Below are 14,538 nucleotides of genomic sequence, written 5' to 3'. Positions count from 1 at the left end.
AGATGACCGCCGTTTCGCGACAAAGGTTTGACGACGCATTAAAAAATTCGAACTGACGCCATCGGCCTGCAGGAGAACCCATATGACCGGCAAAATAACCGCGCTTGACCTTGTCCAGGTGGAGCTGAGCGAGTCGACGAAAGCCTATTTCGCCAAATGCGAGGAGAAGCTCGGCCTCGTGCCCAACGTGCTGCTCGCCTACGCCTTCGACGAGAAGAAGCTGCGCGCCTTCACCGACATGTACAACGATCTGATGCTGGGCGATTCGGGCCTGTCGAAGCTGGAGCGCGAGATGATCGCGGTCGCCGTCTCCTCGATCAACCACTGCTATTACTGCCTGACCGCGCGTGGCGCGGCGGTGCGTCAGCTGTCGGGCGAGCCGGCGCTGGGCGAGATGATGGCGATGAATTTCCGCGCCGCCGATCTGTCGGACCGCCAGCGCGCCATGCTCGAATTCGCCGTCAAGCTGACGGAAGAACCGGCCAGGATCGTGGAAGCCGACCGCTCCGCCTTGCGGCAGGCCGGTTTCTCCGACCGCGACATCTGGGACATCGCCTCGACCGCCGCCTTCTTCAACATGTCGAACCGGGTGGCCGCCGCGGTCGATATGCGGCCGAACCCCGAATACCACGCCATGGCGAGATAGGCGGACGACTAAGCAGGGTGGCTGGCTATTGCCGTAAGATTTTCGAGGATCTTTAGAAATTCACCCGTCTCTTCAGACGTCACACCAACATCGAGTTCCCCGTGAATGAACCTATTGCGAAAAGTAACCAATGACCGCAGGCGATCCGCCTCAAAAGGAGTGAGCACTCCTTCGCTTGCCATGATTTCGATGATGCGGCCGGGCGTTTGAGGTCGAACGAACCTGCCCGCAAGGGCTCTACGGGCTATTGCTTCAAATATTGCCCACGACACTAGGAACGCCGCGGATGCGTGACCCTCGTCATTTAGCGCACTCGCCTGAGCAAGGGCATCCTTAATATCATCAATCGACTGAGCACGAAGCGGCGGCTCGGCCCTCGAGCCGGAGGCCCAATAGACCTTGAATTTCCAGCCCTTCTGACCCTCAAATAACTTCGCGATATCGTCCAGCTTCCGACTGTCAGGGTCATTTCCTGATGCGACTTCAATTGCCAGATTACCGTCCTCACGGAGTGCGATCAGGTCGGGAAGGTACGAGCCGAGAAACGGCGGAACTATTGAGCGTCGAGGCTCCCTAATAACCTGGTAGCCATCAGCTTCCAGTTCAGGCAGCAACCGATCCAAAATGGCCTTTTCGAGAACGTCCGACTTCATTGCAGGTCCTCATGCGGATCACTTGAAATCCGAACATATAGCGCGGGTTTAGCACCTTCGATCGCCTGTACAAATGTAGCAGAGGGGTTGCCGAAGCTAAACAGCCGGTCTGGTTCAAATTTCTGGACAACCACTCGTTCAACCTGGGAATCGTCAAGGTAGATGTGGGCGCAGCATGCGTCGAGAACAAGCTTGACGATGTTGTCTACGTCGCCCTGCATCGGTTCAGGTGGAAAGTAAAACAGCGTCACCGCAACCCGCTGGTCGCTCACAAAGTGCGGATTGGGAAGCGCTACGCGGCTCGAGCTGCGGACCTGTTCTTTCCACTGCTCCCGTGATTCCGGACGTTTGGCTTGATGCGAAACTGGCGTTCCATGAACAATAAATTCTACTGGAAAGACGATCTCCATCTTCCGCACCCCGGCAACCACCGAACCCGTTGGCGAAACTACCACAAGTCTTTGAGGAAGCCAGCGCAGGTGCAGCGTACGACAATATCGGTCGCCAGGTTCCGGTGAGCGCCAGGGCAACAAGGCCCAGTGGGTTATATTAGCAATTTCTCATTCTCATTGCTTGTTCCGCCGTTTGGGCCGATGATCAACGATTGCAGCGCAGCTGCATATCGCAAGCGGCGTGGCCGCGTGCCGGTTCGACGCCGCCGACAAGGGAGGAGAACATGGCGAAATTTCTTTATGTCTATCATGGCTCCGGCAAGATGCCGACCGATGAGGCCGAACGGAAAGCGGCTATGGATGCCTGGACCGGCTGGTACGGCAAGCTCGGCTCGGCCGTGGTCGATGGCGGCAATCCGGTCGGCATGTCCAGGACGGTTCTGCCCAGCGGCAAGGTCGAGAACAATGGCGGCAGCAATCCGACCGCGGGCTACACCGTCGTCGAGGCCAGGGACATCGACGATGCCGTCGCCAAAGCCAAGGAGTGCCCGATCCTGATGGACCCGGCCTTCAGCGTCGAGATCGCGCCGATCATCGAGATGATGTGAGGCAAGAGGGTCAGGCCGCCCGCGCGCGGGCACCCTGACCCGAACATCAACTACCGAGCGGCGATTGCCGCGGCCGCGCCCGCCATCGTCGTGGCGCTGACGCGGTTGGCGATCTTCATGGCGCGTTTGCTCTTCAGGAGCCGGCGCGCCTGCGAAGCGGCCAGCACCCAGGCAAGGTCGATGACCACCAGCACGACAGCCATGGTCAGCGTCAGCTCGACCCAGCCGACCACGCTGACCGAGGCAAGATCGATGATGGTTGGCAGCAGAGCCAGATAGAACATCATGATCTTCGGGTTGCCGAGCGTCACCGCCATGCCGGCAAAGAACAGTTTCACAGGCGAATCCTCGCGCGGCATCTCGCCTTCCTTGGCCTCCACCGGCGCCGTCCACATCTTGAACGCCAGCCAGGCGAGATAGGCCACGCCAATCCACTTCACGACGACGAAGGCGTAGTGGAAGGTCTGCGCCACGACGGCCAGCCCGAACACCGCCAGCGACAGCCAGATAGCCTCGCCGATCCACATCGCCAGCAGGAACGGGAAGACGTCGCGGAACCCTTTCGAGATCACCCGCGCCACAAGTGCCGCGATCGATGGGCCGGGCGAACCGGCGGCGACAAAGAGCGCGGCGGCGAAGATCAGCAGCGAGGCGAGATGCATGGCGGACCTCTTGTGGTGAAGAACTCAAGCCCACGAGATTAGCGCAACCACTAGGATGACGAAAGCCGACAGCTTGCCGGATTGGCGCCACCCGGCTAGAAGACCCGCCCGACATCCACTTTCGAGCATCACTTTGCCTCAGTAACCGCCGGTCTCGCCAACTCCTCTGAATGCACCGCAGGCGCAGCCACTGGCGCGGCCTGCTGCATTTTCACGTGTTCTTCAGGCGGCGGTTCGAGACCGGTTTGGCATTGCTGAGCCGCCGTCGTGCGCAATCCGCCCCGACGTCTGATTCCAAACAAAACAGTCTTTCGCCACGCCGTGCCCACACGAGCATGATCCCGAAAAGTGGCATCCGGTTTTCGGAAAAGATCATGCTCAACAAAAGAGGGCATCTCGGACATCGCCGGCCTGACGGACTTCCCGACGGGAAGGGCCTACCGGCATGTCTTCTACCTTGCGTGTCCGCTGGACGATCGCGCCCGCAATCGCGCCACGACCTTTCATCAACTGCAACCGCTGCGGCGGCTTCAGACCATACAAATGCAGCGAGAAATTCCGCGTCAATGCCAATGGCAAGCGCATCGACGTCTGGCTGATCTATCGCTGCGTGAGTTGCGACAACTCCTGGAATTTAACCATCCTGGAACGACAAAACCGCCACGATATCGAGCCGGCACTGCTGGCAGCGCTTGAAAGCAACGATCCGGCGCTTGCACGCCGCTTTGCCTTCGATGCCACCGCGCTGCGCTACCGGGCCGGGCGGCTCGAGGAATCTTCCGATGTCACCGTCCGAAAGGAGCTGCTCGACGGAGAGCCGGGACGCGCGGACGGCCTCGCGCTCGAGCTTCGGCTGGAGGGGACGACGCCTTTGCGGCTGGACCGCCTGCTTGCCGGCGAGCTTGGCCTCTCGCGGTCAAGACTCCAGGTCCTGGACGACCGAAGGCGACTGACCATGGAGCCGGATGGCGCGAAAACCTTGCGCAAGCCGGTTCGCGATGGCCTGGAGGTGCGCATCGATCTGGCCGGAGAGGCGGATTGCCGCGCCATCCTGTCGGCAGCGTGCCGCTGAAACGAAAAGAGGGAGCACGCGCTCCCTCTTTTGAACCCTTGGCTGGAAAGCTTACGCCGCGCCCATCACCTTGGCGGCCTTTTCGAAACGCTTGCGCTCGTTCGGGTCGAGATAGAGCTTGCGCAGCCGGATGGTCTTCGGCGTCACCTCGACCAGCTCGTCGTCCTGGATCCAGGCCAGCGCCCGCTCCAGGGTCATGCGGATCGGCGGCGTCAGCTTCACCGCCTCGTCCTTGCCGGCGGCACGGATGTTGGTGAGCTTCTTGCCCTTGAGCACGTTCACTTCGAGGTCGTTGTCGCGCGAATGGATGCCGATGATCATGCCCTGATAGACCTTGACGCCCGGATCGATGATCATCGGGCCGCGGTCTTCCAGGTTCCACATGGCATAGGCGACCGACTCGCCCTGCTCGTTGGAGATCAAGACGCCATTGGTGCGGCCGGGCAATTCGCCCTTGTAAGGCTCATAGGCGAAGAACAGCCGGTTCATCACCGCGGTGCCGCGCGTGTCGGTCAGAAGTTCCGACTGGTAGCCGATCAGGCCGCGCGTCGGCGCATGGAAGACGAGGCGCTGGCGATTGCCGCCGGAAGGACGCAGCTCGACCATCTCGGCCTTGCGCTCCGACATCTTCTGCACGACGACGCCGGCATGCTCCTCGTCGACGTCGATGACGACTTCCTCGACCGGTTCCAGCAATTCGCCGTTCTCGCCCTTCTGCATGACGACGCGCGGACGCGACACGGCAAGCTCGAAACCCTCGCGGCGCATGGTCTCGATCAGCACCGCAAGCTGCAACTCGCCGCGGCCGGAGACGAAGAACGAATCCTTTTCGGCCGATTCCTCGATCTTGAGCGCGACATTGCCCTCGGCCTCGCGCAGCAGGCGGTCGCGGATGACGCGGCTCGTCACCTTGTCGCCCTCGGTGCCGGCAAGCGGGCTGTCATTGACGAGGAAGGACATGGTCACCGTCGGCGGGTCGATCGGCTGCGCATGCAGCGGCTCGCTCACCGCCGGGTCGCAGAAGGTGTCGGCGACGGTGCCTTTCGACAGGCCGGCGATGGCCACGATGTCGCCCGCCTGCGCTTCCTCGATCGGCTGGCGCTCGAGGCCGCGGAAGGCGAGGATTTTCGAGATACGCCCAGCCTCGATCTGCGTGCCGTCGTGATGCAGCACCTTGACCGCCTGGTTGGGCTTCAGCGTGCCGGACTCGATGCGGCCGGTGATGATGCGGCCGAGGAACGGATTGGCTTCGAGGATGGTGCCGATCATGCGGAACGGGCCGGGATGGACCGTCGGCGCCGGCACGTGCTTGACGACGAGGTCGAACAGCGGCGCCAGGCCCTGATCCTTCGGACCTTCGGGGTTTTCCGACACCCAGCCGTCGCGGCCCGAGCCGTAGAGGATCGGGAAATCGAGCTGCTCGTCGGTGGCGTCGAGCGCGGCGAACAAGTCGAACACCTCGTTGACAACCTCGACATGGCGGGCGTCCGGACGGTCGATCTTGTTGATGACGACGATCGGCCGCAAGCCGACCTTGAGCGCCTTGCCGACGACGAACTTGGTCTGCGGCATCGGGCCTTCGGCGGCGTCGACGAGCACGATCGCCGAATCCACCATCGACAGAATGCGCTCGACCTCGCCGCCGAAATCGGCGTGTCCGGGCGTGTCGACGATGTTGATGCGGGTGCCGTGCCAGTCGACCGAGGTCGCCTTGGCAAGGATGGTGATGCCGCGCTCTTTTTCGAGGTCGTTGGAATCCATGGCGCGCTCGGCGACGCGCTGGTTGTCGCGGAAGGCGCCGGACTGTTTCAGGAGCTGGTCGACCAGCGTGGTTTTGCCATGGTCGACGTGCGCGATGATCGCGATATTGCGGAGGTTCATTTTTCTGGTCTCGGGAACGTTGCGGGCGGCAGGCTTAAAAAGCGCCGCCTTTTTCGGTTGCGCGGCTCATACAAGGTTTTTCGCAATTGCGAAAGGGGAGGCCCGACCCCAAATGATGGTCACTGATTCTTAAACGTCTTGGTGTGAAATGATTCTGTTAACCAAGGCGGAACCTTTGAGGGGCCGGGCAGTTCGATGTTCATGAGCGATCAGATGTCCAGATTGCGTCCGGTTTTCGCGTGGGCGGCGCTTGGCCTGCTCGTTGCGGCGGGCGCCGCGCAGTCGGCGGCTGCGCTCAGGCAAGCCGATCCGATCTCGCCGCCTGATGCCCAAACGGCGCAGCAGATGTTCGCCGATGCCCCCGACGGCGTCGACCCGATCGTCACCGGCCCGGTCAGCGCCGCCTTCAAGCAGCGCCAGAAGGATGCCAACTGCGACACGGCGGTCTGGCCGAACATTCCCCGGGCTTGTTATCCGGACTGACGCTCCCGATACGGCAAATGTAGCGATCCTTCGCGCCCCCCTCTGCCCTACCGGGCATCTCCCCCACTTGGGGGGAAATTGGCTGTCACGCTTGCTTTCGCCAATCGCCGGCGTTGCAGAAGGAGCGAGGCGCCGAAGCTGCTGATCTCCCTCAAGTGGGGGAGATGGCCGGCAGGCCAGAGGGGGGCGCTGTCCCGCCGACGGTTCCAGCTTTCACTTCAAGCCGATCGCACCGGATCCAACGTAACCTTGTAAAGCTCATCATCGTCGCGATCCATCAGTCGCACCGTGAGCTGCTCGGTTGCACCCGAGATATCGACCAGCCCGAAGAACTGCAGGCCTGCCGACGGCGGCAGGTTCTGGCCCTGCTCGGCGGTCGGCGCCTTGATGAACTTCAGCTCCGGCCCGAAGGTCATGTCGAGATCGTTGGGGCCGAACGTGCCGGCATGGATCGGGCCGGAGACGAATTCCCAGAACGGATTGAAATCCTGGAATTTCGCCTTGTCGGGGTTGTAGTAATGCGCCGCGGTGTAGTGCACGTCGGCGGTGAGCCAGACGGTGTTGGTGATGCCGGCAGTCTTGATGAAGCGCAGCACATCGGCGAATTCGAGCTCGCGCCCCTTCGGCTTGCCGTTGTCGTTGTTGCTGACGGCCTCGAAGCCGGCCTTCTTGGCCGCATCGTCCCACACGACCAGGCTGAGCGGCATGTCGGCGGCGATGATCTTCCACGTCGCTTTGGAGTTCGCCAGTTCCCGCTTCAGCCACTTGGACTGCTCTTCGCCGATCATGCGTGACTTTGGCGTCAACGTTTCATCCAGGTTGGCGCCGTTCGGGCCCCGATAGGCACGCATGTCGAGGAAGAACACGTCGAGCAGAGGCCCATGCGAGATCTTGCGGTAGACGCGCCCCGGCTCCGACGGCTCGTAGCGGATGGTGGTCATCTCGTGGAAGGCGCGGGCAGCGCGCGCCGCCAGCACATGGATCGACTTTTCCTTGTAACGGTCGTCCTTGCTGAGATCCTTCGAGTCCGACCAGTTGTTGAGCACCTCGTGGTCGTCCCACTGGTAGAAGGTCGGGCAAATGGCCGAGAGGGCAAGCACGTGCTTGTCCATCATGTTGTATTTCCACTGGTCGCGATACTCGTCCAGCGTCTCGGCGACCTTGCGCTTGCCGTCGAGCATGACGACGTTCTTCCACTTGCCGCCGCCGGGCAGGTCGACCTCGTCCTTCAGCGCGCCGTCGGCATAGATCGTGTCGCCGGAATGCAGGAAGAAGTCAGGCGTGTGCTTGGCGATAGTCGAATAGGTCTTCATGCCGGTCTCGTCGATGCCCCAGCCCTGGCCGGCGGTGTCGCCCGACCAGGCGAAGCGCACGTCGCGCTTTGACGACGGCGCGGTGCGGAAGCGGCCGACAATCGGCTCGGATACGGCGTTGATGTCGGACAGGTCGGCCGCGATCATGCGGTAGAAGATGTCCTGGTCGGAGGCAAGATCGGTGAGCAGCCGCTTCACCGTGTAGTCGCTGGCCGGCGACGTATCGAGCGGCGCAAGCCTTGTGGCGTTTGCAAAACTTTCGGTGGTCGAGACTTCGTACATCACGCGCGCGGGACGGTCGGTGCGGGTCCAGACCATGCCGGAGGTCGCATCGACATCGCCGGACTGGACGCCATGGGTAAAGGCCGGCCGCTGGTTGGCGCGTGAGTAGTAGGGCAGCGCCAGACCGGAGGCGCCGACAAGGCCGAAGGCGCTGGCCGAGGTGACGAAAGCGCGGCGGGTAAGGGAAAGCTTGTCCATGGCTGTCTCCGGATGGCTTTGAACGGGACCGCCAAGCTCTCGCCTCAATGTTTCAGGCGTGTCTCGGAACCATGAAGTTTTGATAACAGTCGACAGAACTGCTGATCTCCCCCCTTGTGGGGGAGATTGGCAGCTTAGACCATCTGCGGCTCCGGCTCGAAAGCCGGCTTGGTCGTATTGATCAGCAGCGAAATACAGGCCGCCGCGATGCCCGTCATGCCGGCGATGAGGAAGGCCAGTTCGTAATTGCCCTGCAGCTCGCGCATCGTGCCGCCGAAGGCTGCAGCCGCCGCGGCGCCCACCTGGTGGCCGGCGACGATCCAGCCGAAGACGATCGGCCCGCTACGGTCGCCAAAGGCTTCGTTGGCGAGCCTGAGCGTCGGCGGCACGGTGGCGATCCAGTCGAGCCCGTAGAGCACGGCGAAGATGATCAGGCTGGTTGCCGAGAAGCCGGAATAGGGCAGGTAGATCAGCGACAGGCCGCGCACCGCGTAATAGACGCCGAGCAGCTTGCGCGGATCGAAACGGTCGGTGAGCCAGCCGGACAAAGTAGTGCCGATCAGGTCGAAAATGCCCATCATCGACAGGAGCCCGGCCGCCTGCACCTCGCCGATGCCCATGTCGCCGCAAAACGCGATGAGATGCGTGCCGACGAGGCCGTTGGTGGTGAAGCCGCAGACGAAGAAGGTGGCAAATAGATACCAGAACACGCGTGTGCCGGCCGCCCGGCGCAGCGTATTCAGCGTGTGCGCCAGGAAATTGCCCTGCGATGCCGGCGACACCGGCGGAACATCGTCGGCATCGGCGCCGTAGCGCACCTGGCCGATGGAGGCGGGACGCTCGGGCACCAGCAGGAAGACCAGCGGCACGAGAGCGGCGGTGGCGATCGCGATGGCAATGGCGACCGGCTTCCAGCCTCCCGACTGGGCCAGCGAGGCGAGCAGCGGCAGGAACACCAGCAGGCCTGTCGCGCTGGAGGCGGACATCAGCCCCATCACCAAGCCGCGATTGGTCTTGAACCAGCGGTTGACGATTGTTGCGCCGAGCACGGTCGCGACCGCGCCCGAACCGATGCCAGAAAACACACCCCACGTGATCAGCAGATGCCACGGCTTGGTCATCAGCAGGCTGAGCGCGGTGGAACCCGACATGATCACTAGCGCGGCAAGCAGCGTGCGGCGCAGCCCGATCCGCTCCATCAACGCCGCGGCGAACGGTCCGGTCAGACCATAGAGGAAGATGCCGATCGCGGCAGCCACCGAGACGATGTCGCGCCGCCAGCCGAAGCTCTCTTCCAGCGGCAGCATCATGACCGACGGCGCTGAACGAAGCCCCGCTGCGATCAAAAGACAAAGAAAGATGACGGCGACGACGACGAAAGCGTAGCGCTGGCCAAACGGACGGGACTGGGCTATCATGTTACTGACCGGTACGTTGCAATGGGATGGCACCATACATACGTACCGGTCAGTAACATTGTCAAGCGAGTCGTCTGCATGCCATCGGACAATAAAATTGAAGGGTCGTTGAACGCGGCCGGCTCCACGCCGGCACCGAAAGCCGCCGACAAGATTCTCGATGTGGCGCGCGACCTGTTCTACCGCGAAGGCATCAGAGCGATCGGCGTCGACGAGATCGTCAGGCGCGCCGGCGTCACCAAGCCGAGCCTCTACCGCAGCTTCCCGTCCAAGGATGAGCTCGCCGCCTCCTATCTGCGCAAATACGACCTCGAATTCTGGGAACGATTCGACGAAGCCGTCGACGCGCATCCGGGCAATCCGCGCGCCCAGATCATCGCCTTCCTGACCCGTGTCGGCAAACGCACGCAGAAGCCGGACTATCGCGGCTGCGGCATGACCAACGCCGCGGTGGAATATCCCGAGCGCGGGCATCCCGCGCGCATCGTCAGCGAGAACAACAAGCAGGAATTGCGCCGGCGCCTGCGCGCCATGGCCACCGCGATGGGCGCGGCGGATTCCGATACGCTGGGCGACGGGCTGCTCCTCCTCATCGAAGGCGCCTATATCAGCGGTCAGCTTTTCGGCCATGGCGGACCGGCGGCGTCGGTTGCCCGCAACGCCGACCTCTTGATCGAAGCCAGCTTGAAGAAATAGGAGACGGCGTTACGCTTCCGGCAACTCGAAACGGAGTTGCCATCGATGCGTGCCCTTCTGATCCCGCTTGCCCTTGCCGGTTTCTGCCAGGCGACCCAGGCCGGCGACATCTCCAGCGCCTACACCGACCTCGACTCCAAGAAGGACTGCGTGACCTATGCCCAGGCCGCGGAAGGCGACGGCGACTGGGCGAGCCTCGTCTGCTCGGGCTATCGCGGCTACCCGGTGCTGATCGGCTACGACGACGCGCGCGAATCCGTCTATTACGGCTTTCCGTCCGACGACATGACCGCGGTCTGGGAGAGCTTCACTGCCTTCAACGGCTCAGGCCCGAAAGTGGAATGGCGCATCGAGACCAATGGCGACATCGCAATCCCTTTCGCCGCCATCCATCGCCGCTCGGTCAGCAACCCCGAGGACGACAAGAAATCGACCGACGTGCTGGTCGTCGCCAAGGTCGCGCAACCGGAAGAGCATCAGGGCTGCACCGTCGGCCTGGTTTTGGCCACCGGCAACCCGCAGGCCAACGACCAGGCGCGCAAGCTGGCCGATGAAAAGGCCAAGACCTTCGTCTGCGGCAAGGACAAGCGCGAAGTGATCGGCGACGTGCCGCCTTTCGGCCGGGTAGATAACTGACCGCCGGCCAAAGATTGGGCCAGGGCCGGATCGGGTTCCCATTGGCCGACGTGCCTAGTAAACCGTTGCGCGATTGCAGCCGGTCTCGGGAGGTTCCGCTTGTCCAGTTCTGTCAGCGTCGCGAATGACAACGGCGTGGCGGTGGTCACCATCGACAATCCGCCGGTCAACGCGCTGAGCTTTCATGTCCGCAAGCCGCTTTATGAGGCACTCGCCGCTTTGCGCGACGATCCTGCCGCCAAGGCCATCGTGATCGCCTGCGCCGGACGGACTTTTATAGCCGGCGCCGACATCACCGAATTCGGCAAGCCGGTCCAGCAGCCGGAACTGCGCGCCATCATCGCCCTGCTTGAAACGATTCCCAAGCCGACAGTTGCCGCCATTCACGGCACGGCGCTCGGCGGCGGGCTGGAACTGGCGCTCGGCTGCCATTTCCGCATCGCCGATCGCGTCGCCCAGCTCGGCCTGCCCGAAGTAAAACTCGGTCTCTTGCCGGGCGGCGGCGGCACGGTGCGGCTGCCGCGCCTTGTCGGTGCTGCCAAAGCGCTCGTCACGATCGTGTCTGGAACGCCGATTTCGGCCGGCGAGGCGAAGGCGGCGGGGCTTGTCGACGCGGTCGTCGACGGCGATCTGCTGGCGGAGGCCGTTCGTTTCGTCAACGAAATGACTGACCGAGGCGGCCCCTTCGTGCCGGTGCGTGAGCGCAAGGACCGCCTCGCCGAGACCGATCTCGCCACCTTCGATGCCCAGGCCGCCGACCTCGCCAGGAAGGCGCGCGGCCTCGAAGCGCCGCTTGCTTGCGCCGAAGCCGTGCGCAACGCCATCACCTTGCCGTTCGACGAGGCGCTTGCCGCCGAGCGGCAGCTCTTCCTCAAACTCGTTTCCGGCGACCAGTCGCGTGCGCAGCGGCATCTGTTCTTCGCCGAGCGCGAGGCGGCGAAGATCCCCGGAAAGGACCTGCAGAAGCGCCGAATCGGACGCGTCGGCATCATCGGCGCCGGCACGATGGGCGGCGGCATCGCCATGGCCTTCGCCAATGGCGGCCTGCCGGTGACTTTGCTCGAGACCAGCGATGAGGCGCTGCGGCGCGGGCTGGCGACGATCGAGAAGAACTATGCTGTCTCCGTTAGCCGCGGTTCGTTGACGGAGGAGGCCAAGCAGAAGCGCCTCGAACTGTTCAAGGGCAGCATCGACTATGCCGACCTTGCCGATTGCGATCTGATTATCGAGGCCGTGTTCGAGGACATGGCGGTAAAGAAGGAGGTGTTCGGTAAGCTCGATACCATCGCCAGGCCCGGCGCGATCCTCGCCACCAACACCTCCTATCTCGACGTGAACGAAATCGCCGCCTCGACCTCGCGGCCGCAAGACGTGCTCGGCATGCATTTCTTTTCGCCGGCTAACGTCATGAAGCTCCTGGAGATCGTGCGCGCCGAAAAGACCGCGCCCGAGGTGCTGGCGACGGTCGCCGATCTCGCCCGGCGCATCGGCAAGGCGGCGGTCGTCGTCGGCGTCTGCCACGGCTTCGTCGGCAACCGGATGCTGTCCGCGCGCAGCACGGAGAACGAAGCGCTGCTGCTGGAAGGTGCCACCCCCGCCCAGGTCGACAAGGCGTTCACCGATTTCGGCTGGCCGATGGGGCCGTTCCAGATGGGCGATCTCGCCGGCCTCGACATCGGCTGGCGCAACCGCAAGGCGCGCGGCCAGACCGCGGTGATTGCCGACACCCTGTGCGAGCAGAGCCATTTCGGCCAGAAGACCGGGCGTGGGTGGTATCGCTATGAGAGCGGCGCGCGAGAGCCGATCGCCGACCCGGAAGTCGAGGCGCTGATCCGCGCTAAGGCGGCGGAACTCGGAATCGCCCGGCGTGAGATCGGCGTAGAGGAAATCATCGAGCGCACGCTCTATCCCCTGGTCAACGAAGGCGCGAAGATCCTCGCTGAGGGCATCGCCGCGCGGGCGTCCGACATCGATGTCGTCTGGGTCAATGGCTACGGCTTCCCAATTGGCAAGGGCGGGCCGATGTTCTGGGCCGGGCTTGCGGGCGCGGGCAAGATCGTCGAGCGGCTGGAGTATTGGCACCGGCGGACCGGACGGGCGATCTTCGAGCCGGCGCCGGCGTTGAGAGGGTTTGCCGAGATAGGGGCGTGGGAAGGCGCAGCGAACGGATAAGGGCAGACACCGCGTTCCTTCGCGCCCCCCTCTGTCCTGCCGGACATCTCCCCCACGAGGGGGGAGATTGGCAGCTTGGGCGCCTCGCTCTTCCTGCCAAGCCGGTAATTGGCGAAAGCCGACGTGACAGCTGATCTCCCCCCTTGTTGTGGGGGAGATGGCCGGCAGGCCAGAGGGGGGCGCTGTCCCGCCAGCGTTCCCAGCTTCCACAGCGACCACACACCAAATTTGACCATGTGGACAAAACCCAACCACCGTTCCATAGTCCTCGGCGTCTGACATTTTTGGAACGGCCGGCTCGACACGGCTGTCGAACAGAGGGGCACTTCAATGGAAAACGACCGTAGCAAAACGCAACGCGCCGGCATGTCGCGGCGCAACCTGCTGGAACTTGGCGCGCTCGGCCTGGCGGCGACCGTGCTGCCCGGCGCGGCCTTGGCCAAGGACAAGAAGCTGAAGGTGGCGGCGATCTTCGCCACGCCGATCGAGGAGCCGTGGGACAACCAGATCCATGTCGCGCTGCAGAAGGCCGAGAAGGAACTGGGCATCGAATACAAATGGTCGGAAAAGGTGCAGACCGCCGACTTCAGCCGCGTCATGCGCGAATATGCGCAAGGCGGCTACCAGCTGGTGCTGGGCGACGCCTTCGCCGCCGAGCGTGAATCGCGAAAGACCGCCAAGCAGTTCCCCAAGACCGCCTGGCTGTTCGGTTCCGGCGCCGGCCCGGCCGAGCCGAATTTCGGCGTCTTCGACAACTGGATCCATGAGCCGGCCTATCTCTCCGGCATGATCGCCGGAAAGATGTCGAAGTCGGGCACGGTCGGCGCGGTCGCGGCGATGGGCATTCCGGAAGTGAACCGGCTGGTCAATGCCTTCTTCGCCGGCGCCAAGGAGGTCAATCCGAACATCAAGAAGAAGGTCGCCTTCATCGGCTCCTTCTTCGATCCGCCCAAGGCCAAGGAAGCGGCCGTGGCGCAGATCGATGCCGGCGTCGACGTCATCTATGCGGAGCGCTTCGGCGTCATCGAGGCGGCAGTCGAGAAGAAGATCTACGCCATCTCCAACATGTCCGACCAGTCGAGCCTCGGCCCCGATACGGTTATCACCGGCCCGGTCTGGGACATGTATCCGACGGTCGAGCAGGCGATCAAGCTGGTCAAGGCCGGCGTCTTCACCGCGCAGGACTATGGCGACTTCTCGCGCATGGCCAAGGGCGGCTCCTATCTGGCGCCCTACCACAAGTTCGACAAGACCCTGCCCGCCGAGGTCAAGGACCTGGTCGAGAAGAAGAAGGCCGAGATCCTCGAAGGCAATTTCCGCGTCGACGTCGACGAGAACACGCCGGTTTCGGATTGATGGCGGCGTTCCCCTCCCCTTGAGGGGAGGATGGCCAGCAGGGCCGGGAGGGGTCGCCCGCAACGCGCTC

Annotated in this window: 14 protein-coding genes; 8 read left to right on the top strand and 6 right to left on the bottom strand. The window is 63.3% G+C overall.

Features of this window, described 5'->3' with window-relative positions; genetic code table 11:
- Window positions 1–82 precede the first annotated feature (82 nt).
- A complete protein-coding gene (locus tag E5X34_RS19165) occupies window positions 83–646 on the top strand; it encodes a peroxidase-related enzyme (protein WP_292567855.1) in 564 nt (187 codons plus the stop codon).
- Between the two features lie 8 nt (window positions 647–654).
- Here E5X34_RS19165 and E5X34_RS19160 read toward each other — a convergent pair whose 3' ends face one another.
- Window positions 655–1,299 (bottom strand): HepT-like ribonuclease domain-containing protein, encoded by a 645-nt coding sequence (locus E5X34_RS19160; RefSeq protein ID WP_292567853.1) that lies wholly within the window; start codon window positions 1,297–1,299, stop codon window positions 655–657.
- Window positions 1,296–1,709 carry a RusA family crossover junction endodeoxyribonuclease gene (locus E5X34_RS19155; RefSeq protein ID WP_292567851.1) on the bottom strand — a complete coding sequence of 138 codons (414 nt, stop codon included), beginning with the start codon at window positions 1,707–1,709 and terminating at the stop codon, window positions 1,296–1,298. The genes E5X34_RS19160 and E5X34_RS19155 overlap by 4 nt, the downstream gene beginning before the upstream one ends.
- Before the next feature lie 266 nt (window positions 1,710–1,975).
- Between E5X34_RS19155 and E5X34_RS19150 the strand changes: the two genes are divergently transcribed.
- Entirely contained in the window at window positions 1,976–2,299 is a 324-nt protein-coding gene (locus tag E5X34_RS19150) for a hypothetical protein (RefSeq protein ID WP_292567849.1), read from the top strand.
- Window positions 2,300–2,349: 50 nt separating this feature from the next.
- Here E5X34_RS19150 and E5X34_RS19145 read toward each other — a convergent pair whose 3' ends face one another.
- Complete coding sequence (locus E5X34_RS19145; RefSeq protein WP_042645616.1) at window positions 2,350–2,961, bottom strand: LysE family translocator; 612 nt, start codon at window positions 2,959–2,961, stop codon at window positions 2,350–2,352.
- A 445-nt stretch (window positions 2,962–3,406) separates the two neighbouring features.
- Between E5X34_RS19145 and E5X34_RS19140 the strand changes: the two genes are divergently transcribed.
- Window positions 3,407–4,033 carry a DUF1062 domain-containing protein gene (locus tag E5X34_RS19140; RefSeq protein WP_292567846.1) on the top strand — a complete coding sequence of 209 codons (627 nt, stop codon included), beginning with the start codon at window positions 3,407–3,409 and terminating at the stop codon, window positions 4,031–4,033.
- A gap of 51 nt (window positions 4,034–4,084) precedes the next feature.
- Here the strand turns inward: E5X34_RS19140 and typA are convergent, their stop codons facing one another.
- Window positions 4,085–5,914 (bottom strand): translational GTPase TypA, encoded by a 1,830-nt coding sequence (typA, locus tag E5X34_RS19135; protein ID WP_292567844.1) that lies wholly within the window; start codon window positions 5,912–5,914, stop codon window positions 4,085–4,087.
- A 213-nt stretch (window positions 5,915–6,127) separates the two neighbouring features.
- On the opposite strand from typA, the gene E5X34_RS19130 reads away from it, so the two are divergent.
- Window positions 6,128–6,397, top strand: coding sequence for a hypothetical protein (locus E5X34_RS19130; protein WP_292567842.1), 270 nt, complete (start codon window positions 6,128–6,130; stop codon window positions 6,395–6,397).
- A gap of 218 nt (window positions 6,398–6,615) precedes the next feature.
- On the opposite strand, the gene E5X34_RS19125 is transcribed toward E5X34_RS19130, so the two are convergent.
- Both E5X34_RS19125 and E5X34_RS19120 read right to left on the bottom strand, forming a co-directional pair.
- On the bottom strand, window positions 6,616–8,190 hold the full coding sequence (locus E5X34_RS19125; RefSeq protein WP_292567839.1) for an alkaline phosphatase: 1,575 nt from the start codon (window positions 8,188–8,190) through the stop codon (window positions 6,616–6,618).
- A gap of 134 nt (window positions 8,191–8,324) precedes the next feature.
- Entirely contained in the window at window positions 8,325–9,608 is a 1,284-nt protein-coding gene (locus E5X34_RS19120; RefSeq protein ID WP_292567837.1) for an MFS transporter, read from the bottom strand.
- Between the two features lie 78 nt (window positions 9,609–9,686).
- On the opposite strand from E5X34_RS19120, the gene E5X34_RS19115 reads away from it, so the two are divergent.
- The 4 genes from E5X34_RS19115 (at window position 9,687) to E5X34_RS19100 (ending at window position 14,468) form a co-directional block, all read left to right on the top strand.
- Complete coding sequence (locus tag E5X34_RS19115; protein ID WP_292567835.1) at window positions 9,687–10,304, top strand: TetR/AcrR family transcriptional regulator; 618 nt, start codon at window positions 9,687–9,689, stop codon at window positions 10,302–10,304.
- A gap of 45 nt (window positions 10,305–10,349) precedes the next feature.
- Entirely contained in the window at window positions 10,350–10,940 is a 591-nt protein-coding gene (locus E5X34_RS19110; protein ID WP_292567833.1) for a hypothetical protein, read from the top strand.
- Between the two features lie 99 nt (window positions 10,941–11,039).
- Window positions 11,040–13,112: a 3-hydroxyacyl-CoA dehydrogenase NAD-binding domain-containing protein gene (locus E5X34_RS19105; protein ID WP_292567831.1), complete on the top strand. Its 2,073-nt coding sequence runs from the start codon at window positions 11,040–11,042 to the stop codon at window positions 13,110–13,112.
- A gap of 330 nt (window positions 13,113–13,442) precedes the next feature.
- The gene (locus tag E5X34_RS19100; protein WP_292567829.1) at window positions 13,443–14,468 is read left to right on the top strand and encodes a BMP family protein; all 1,026 of its coding nucleotides are present in this window, start codon (window positions 13,443–13,445) and stop codon (window positions 14,466–14,468) included.
- The last annotated feature ends 70 nt before the right edge of the window (window positions 14,469–14,538 follow it).

The sequence above is a fragment of the Mesorhizobium sp. genome (assembly GCF_004963255.1).
Classification (GTDB): domain Bacteria; phylum Pseudomonadota; class Alphaproteobacteria; order Rhizobiales; family Rhizobiaceae; genus Mesorhizobium.
This window is presented reverse-complemented; position numbering and strand designations above follow the sequence as displayed.

Coding starts and splice junctions, on each gene's coding strand:
- E5X34_RS19165 (WP_292567855.1), top strand. CDS start 83: ATGACCGGCAAAATAACCGCGCTTGACCTTGTCCAGGTGGAGCTGAGC.
- E5X34_RS19160 (WP_292567853.1), bottom strand. CDS start 1,299: ATGAAGTCGGACGTTCTCGAAAAGGCCATTTTGGATCGGTTGCTGCCT.
- E5X34_RS19155 (WP_292567851.1), bottom strand. CDS start 1,709: ATGGAGATCGTCTTTCCAGTAGAATTTATTGTTCATGGAACGCCAGTT.
- E5X34_RS19150 (WP_292567849.1), top strand. CDS start 1,976: ATGGCGAAATTTCTTTATGTCTATCATGGCTCCGGCAAGATGCCGACC.
- E5X34_RS19145 (WP_042645616.1), bottom strand. CDS start 2,961: ATGCATCTCGCCTCGCTGCTGATCTTCGCCGCCGCGCTCTTTGTCGCC.
- E5X34_RS19140 (WP_292567846.1), top strand. CDS start 3,407: ATGTCTTCTACCTTGCGTGTCCGCTGGACGATCGCGCCCGCAATCGCG.
- typA (WP_292567844.1), bottom strand. CDS start 5,914: ATGAACCTCCGCAATATCGCGATCATCGCGCACGTCGACCATGGCAAA.
- E5X34_RS19130 (WP_292567842.1), top strand. CDS start 6,128: ATGTCCAGATTGCGTCCGGTTTTCGCGTGGGCGGCGCTTGGCCTGCTC.
- E5X34_RS19125 (WP_292567839.1), bottom strand. CDS start 8,190: ATGGACAAGCTTTCCCTTACCCGCCGCGCTTTCGTCACCTCGGCCAGC.
- E5X34_RS19120 (WP_292567837.1), bottom strand. CDS start 9,608: ATGATAGCCCAGTCCCGTCCGTTTGGCCAGCGCTACGCTTTCGTCGTC.
- E5X34_RS19115 (WP_292567835.1), top strand. CDS start 9,687: ATGCCATCGGACAATAAAATTGAAGGGTCGTTGAACGCGGCCGGCTCC.
- E5X34_RS19110 (WP_292567833.1), top strand. CDS start 10,350: ATGCGTGCCCTTCTGATCCCGCTTGCCCTTGCCGGTTTCTGCCAGGCG.
- E5X34_RS19100 (WP_292567829.1), top strand. CDS start 13,443: ATGGAAAACGACCGTAGCAAAACGCAACGCGCCGGCATGTCGCGGCGC.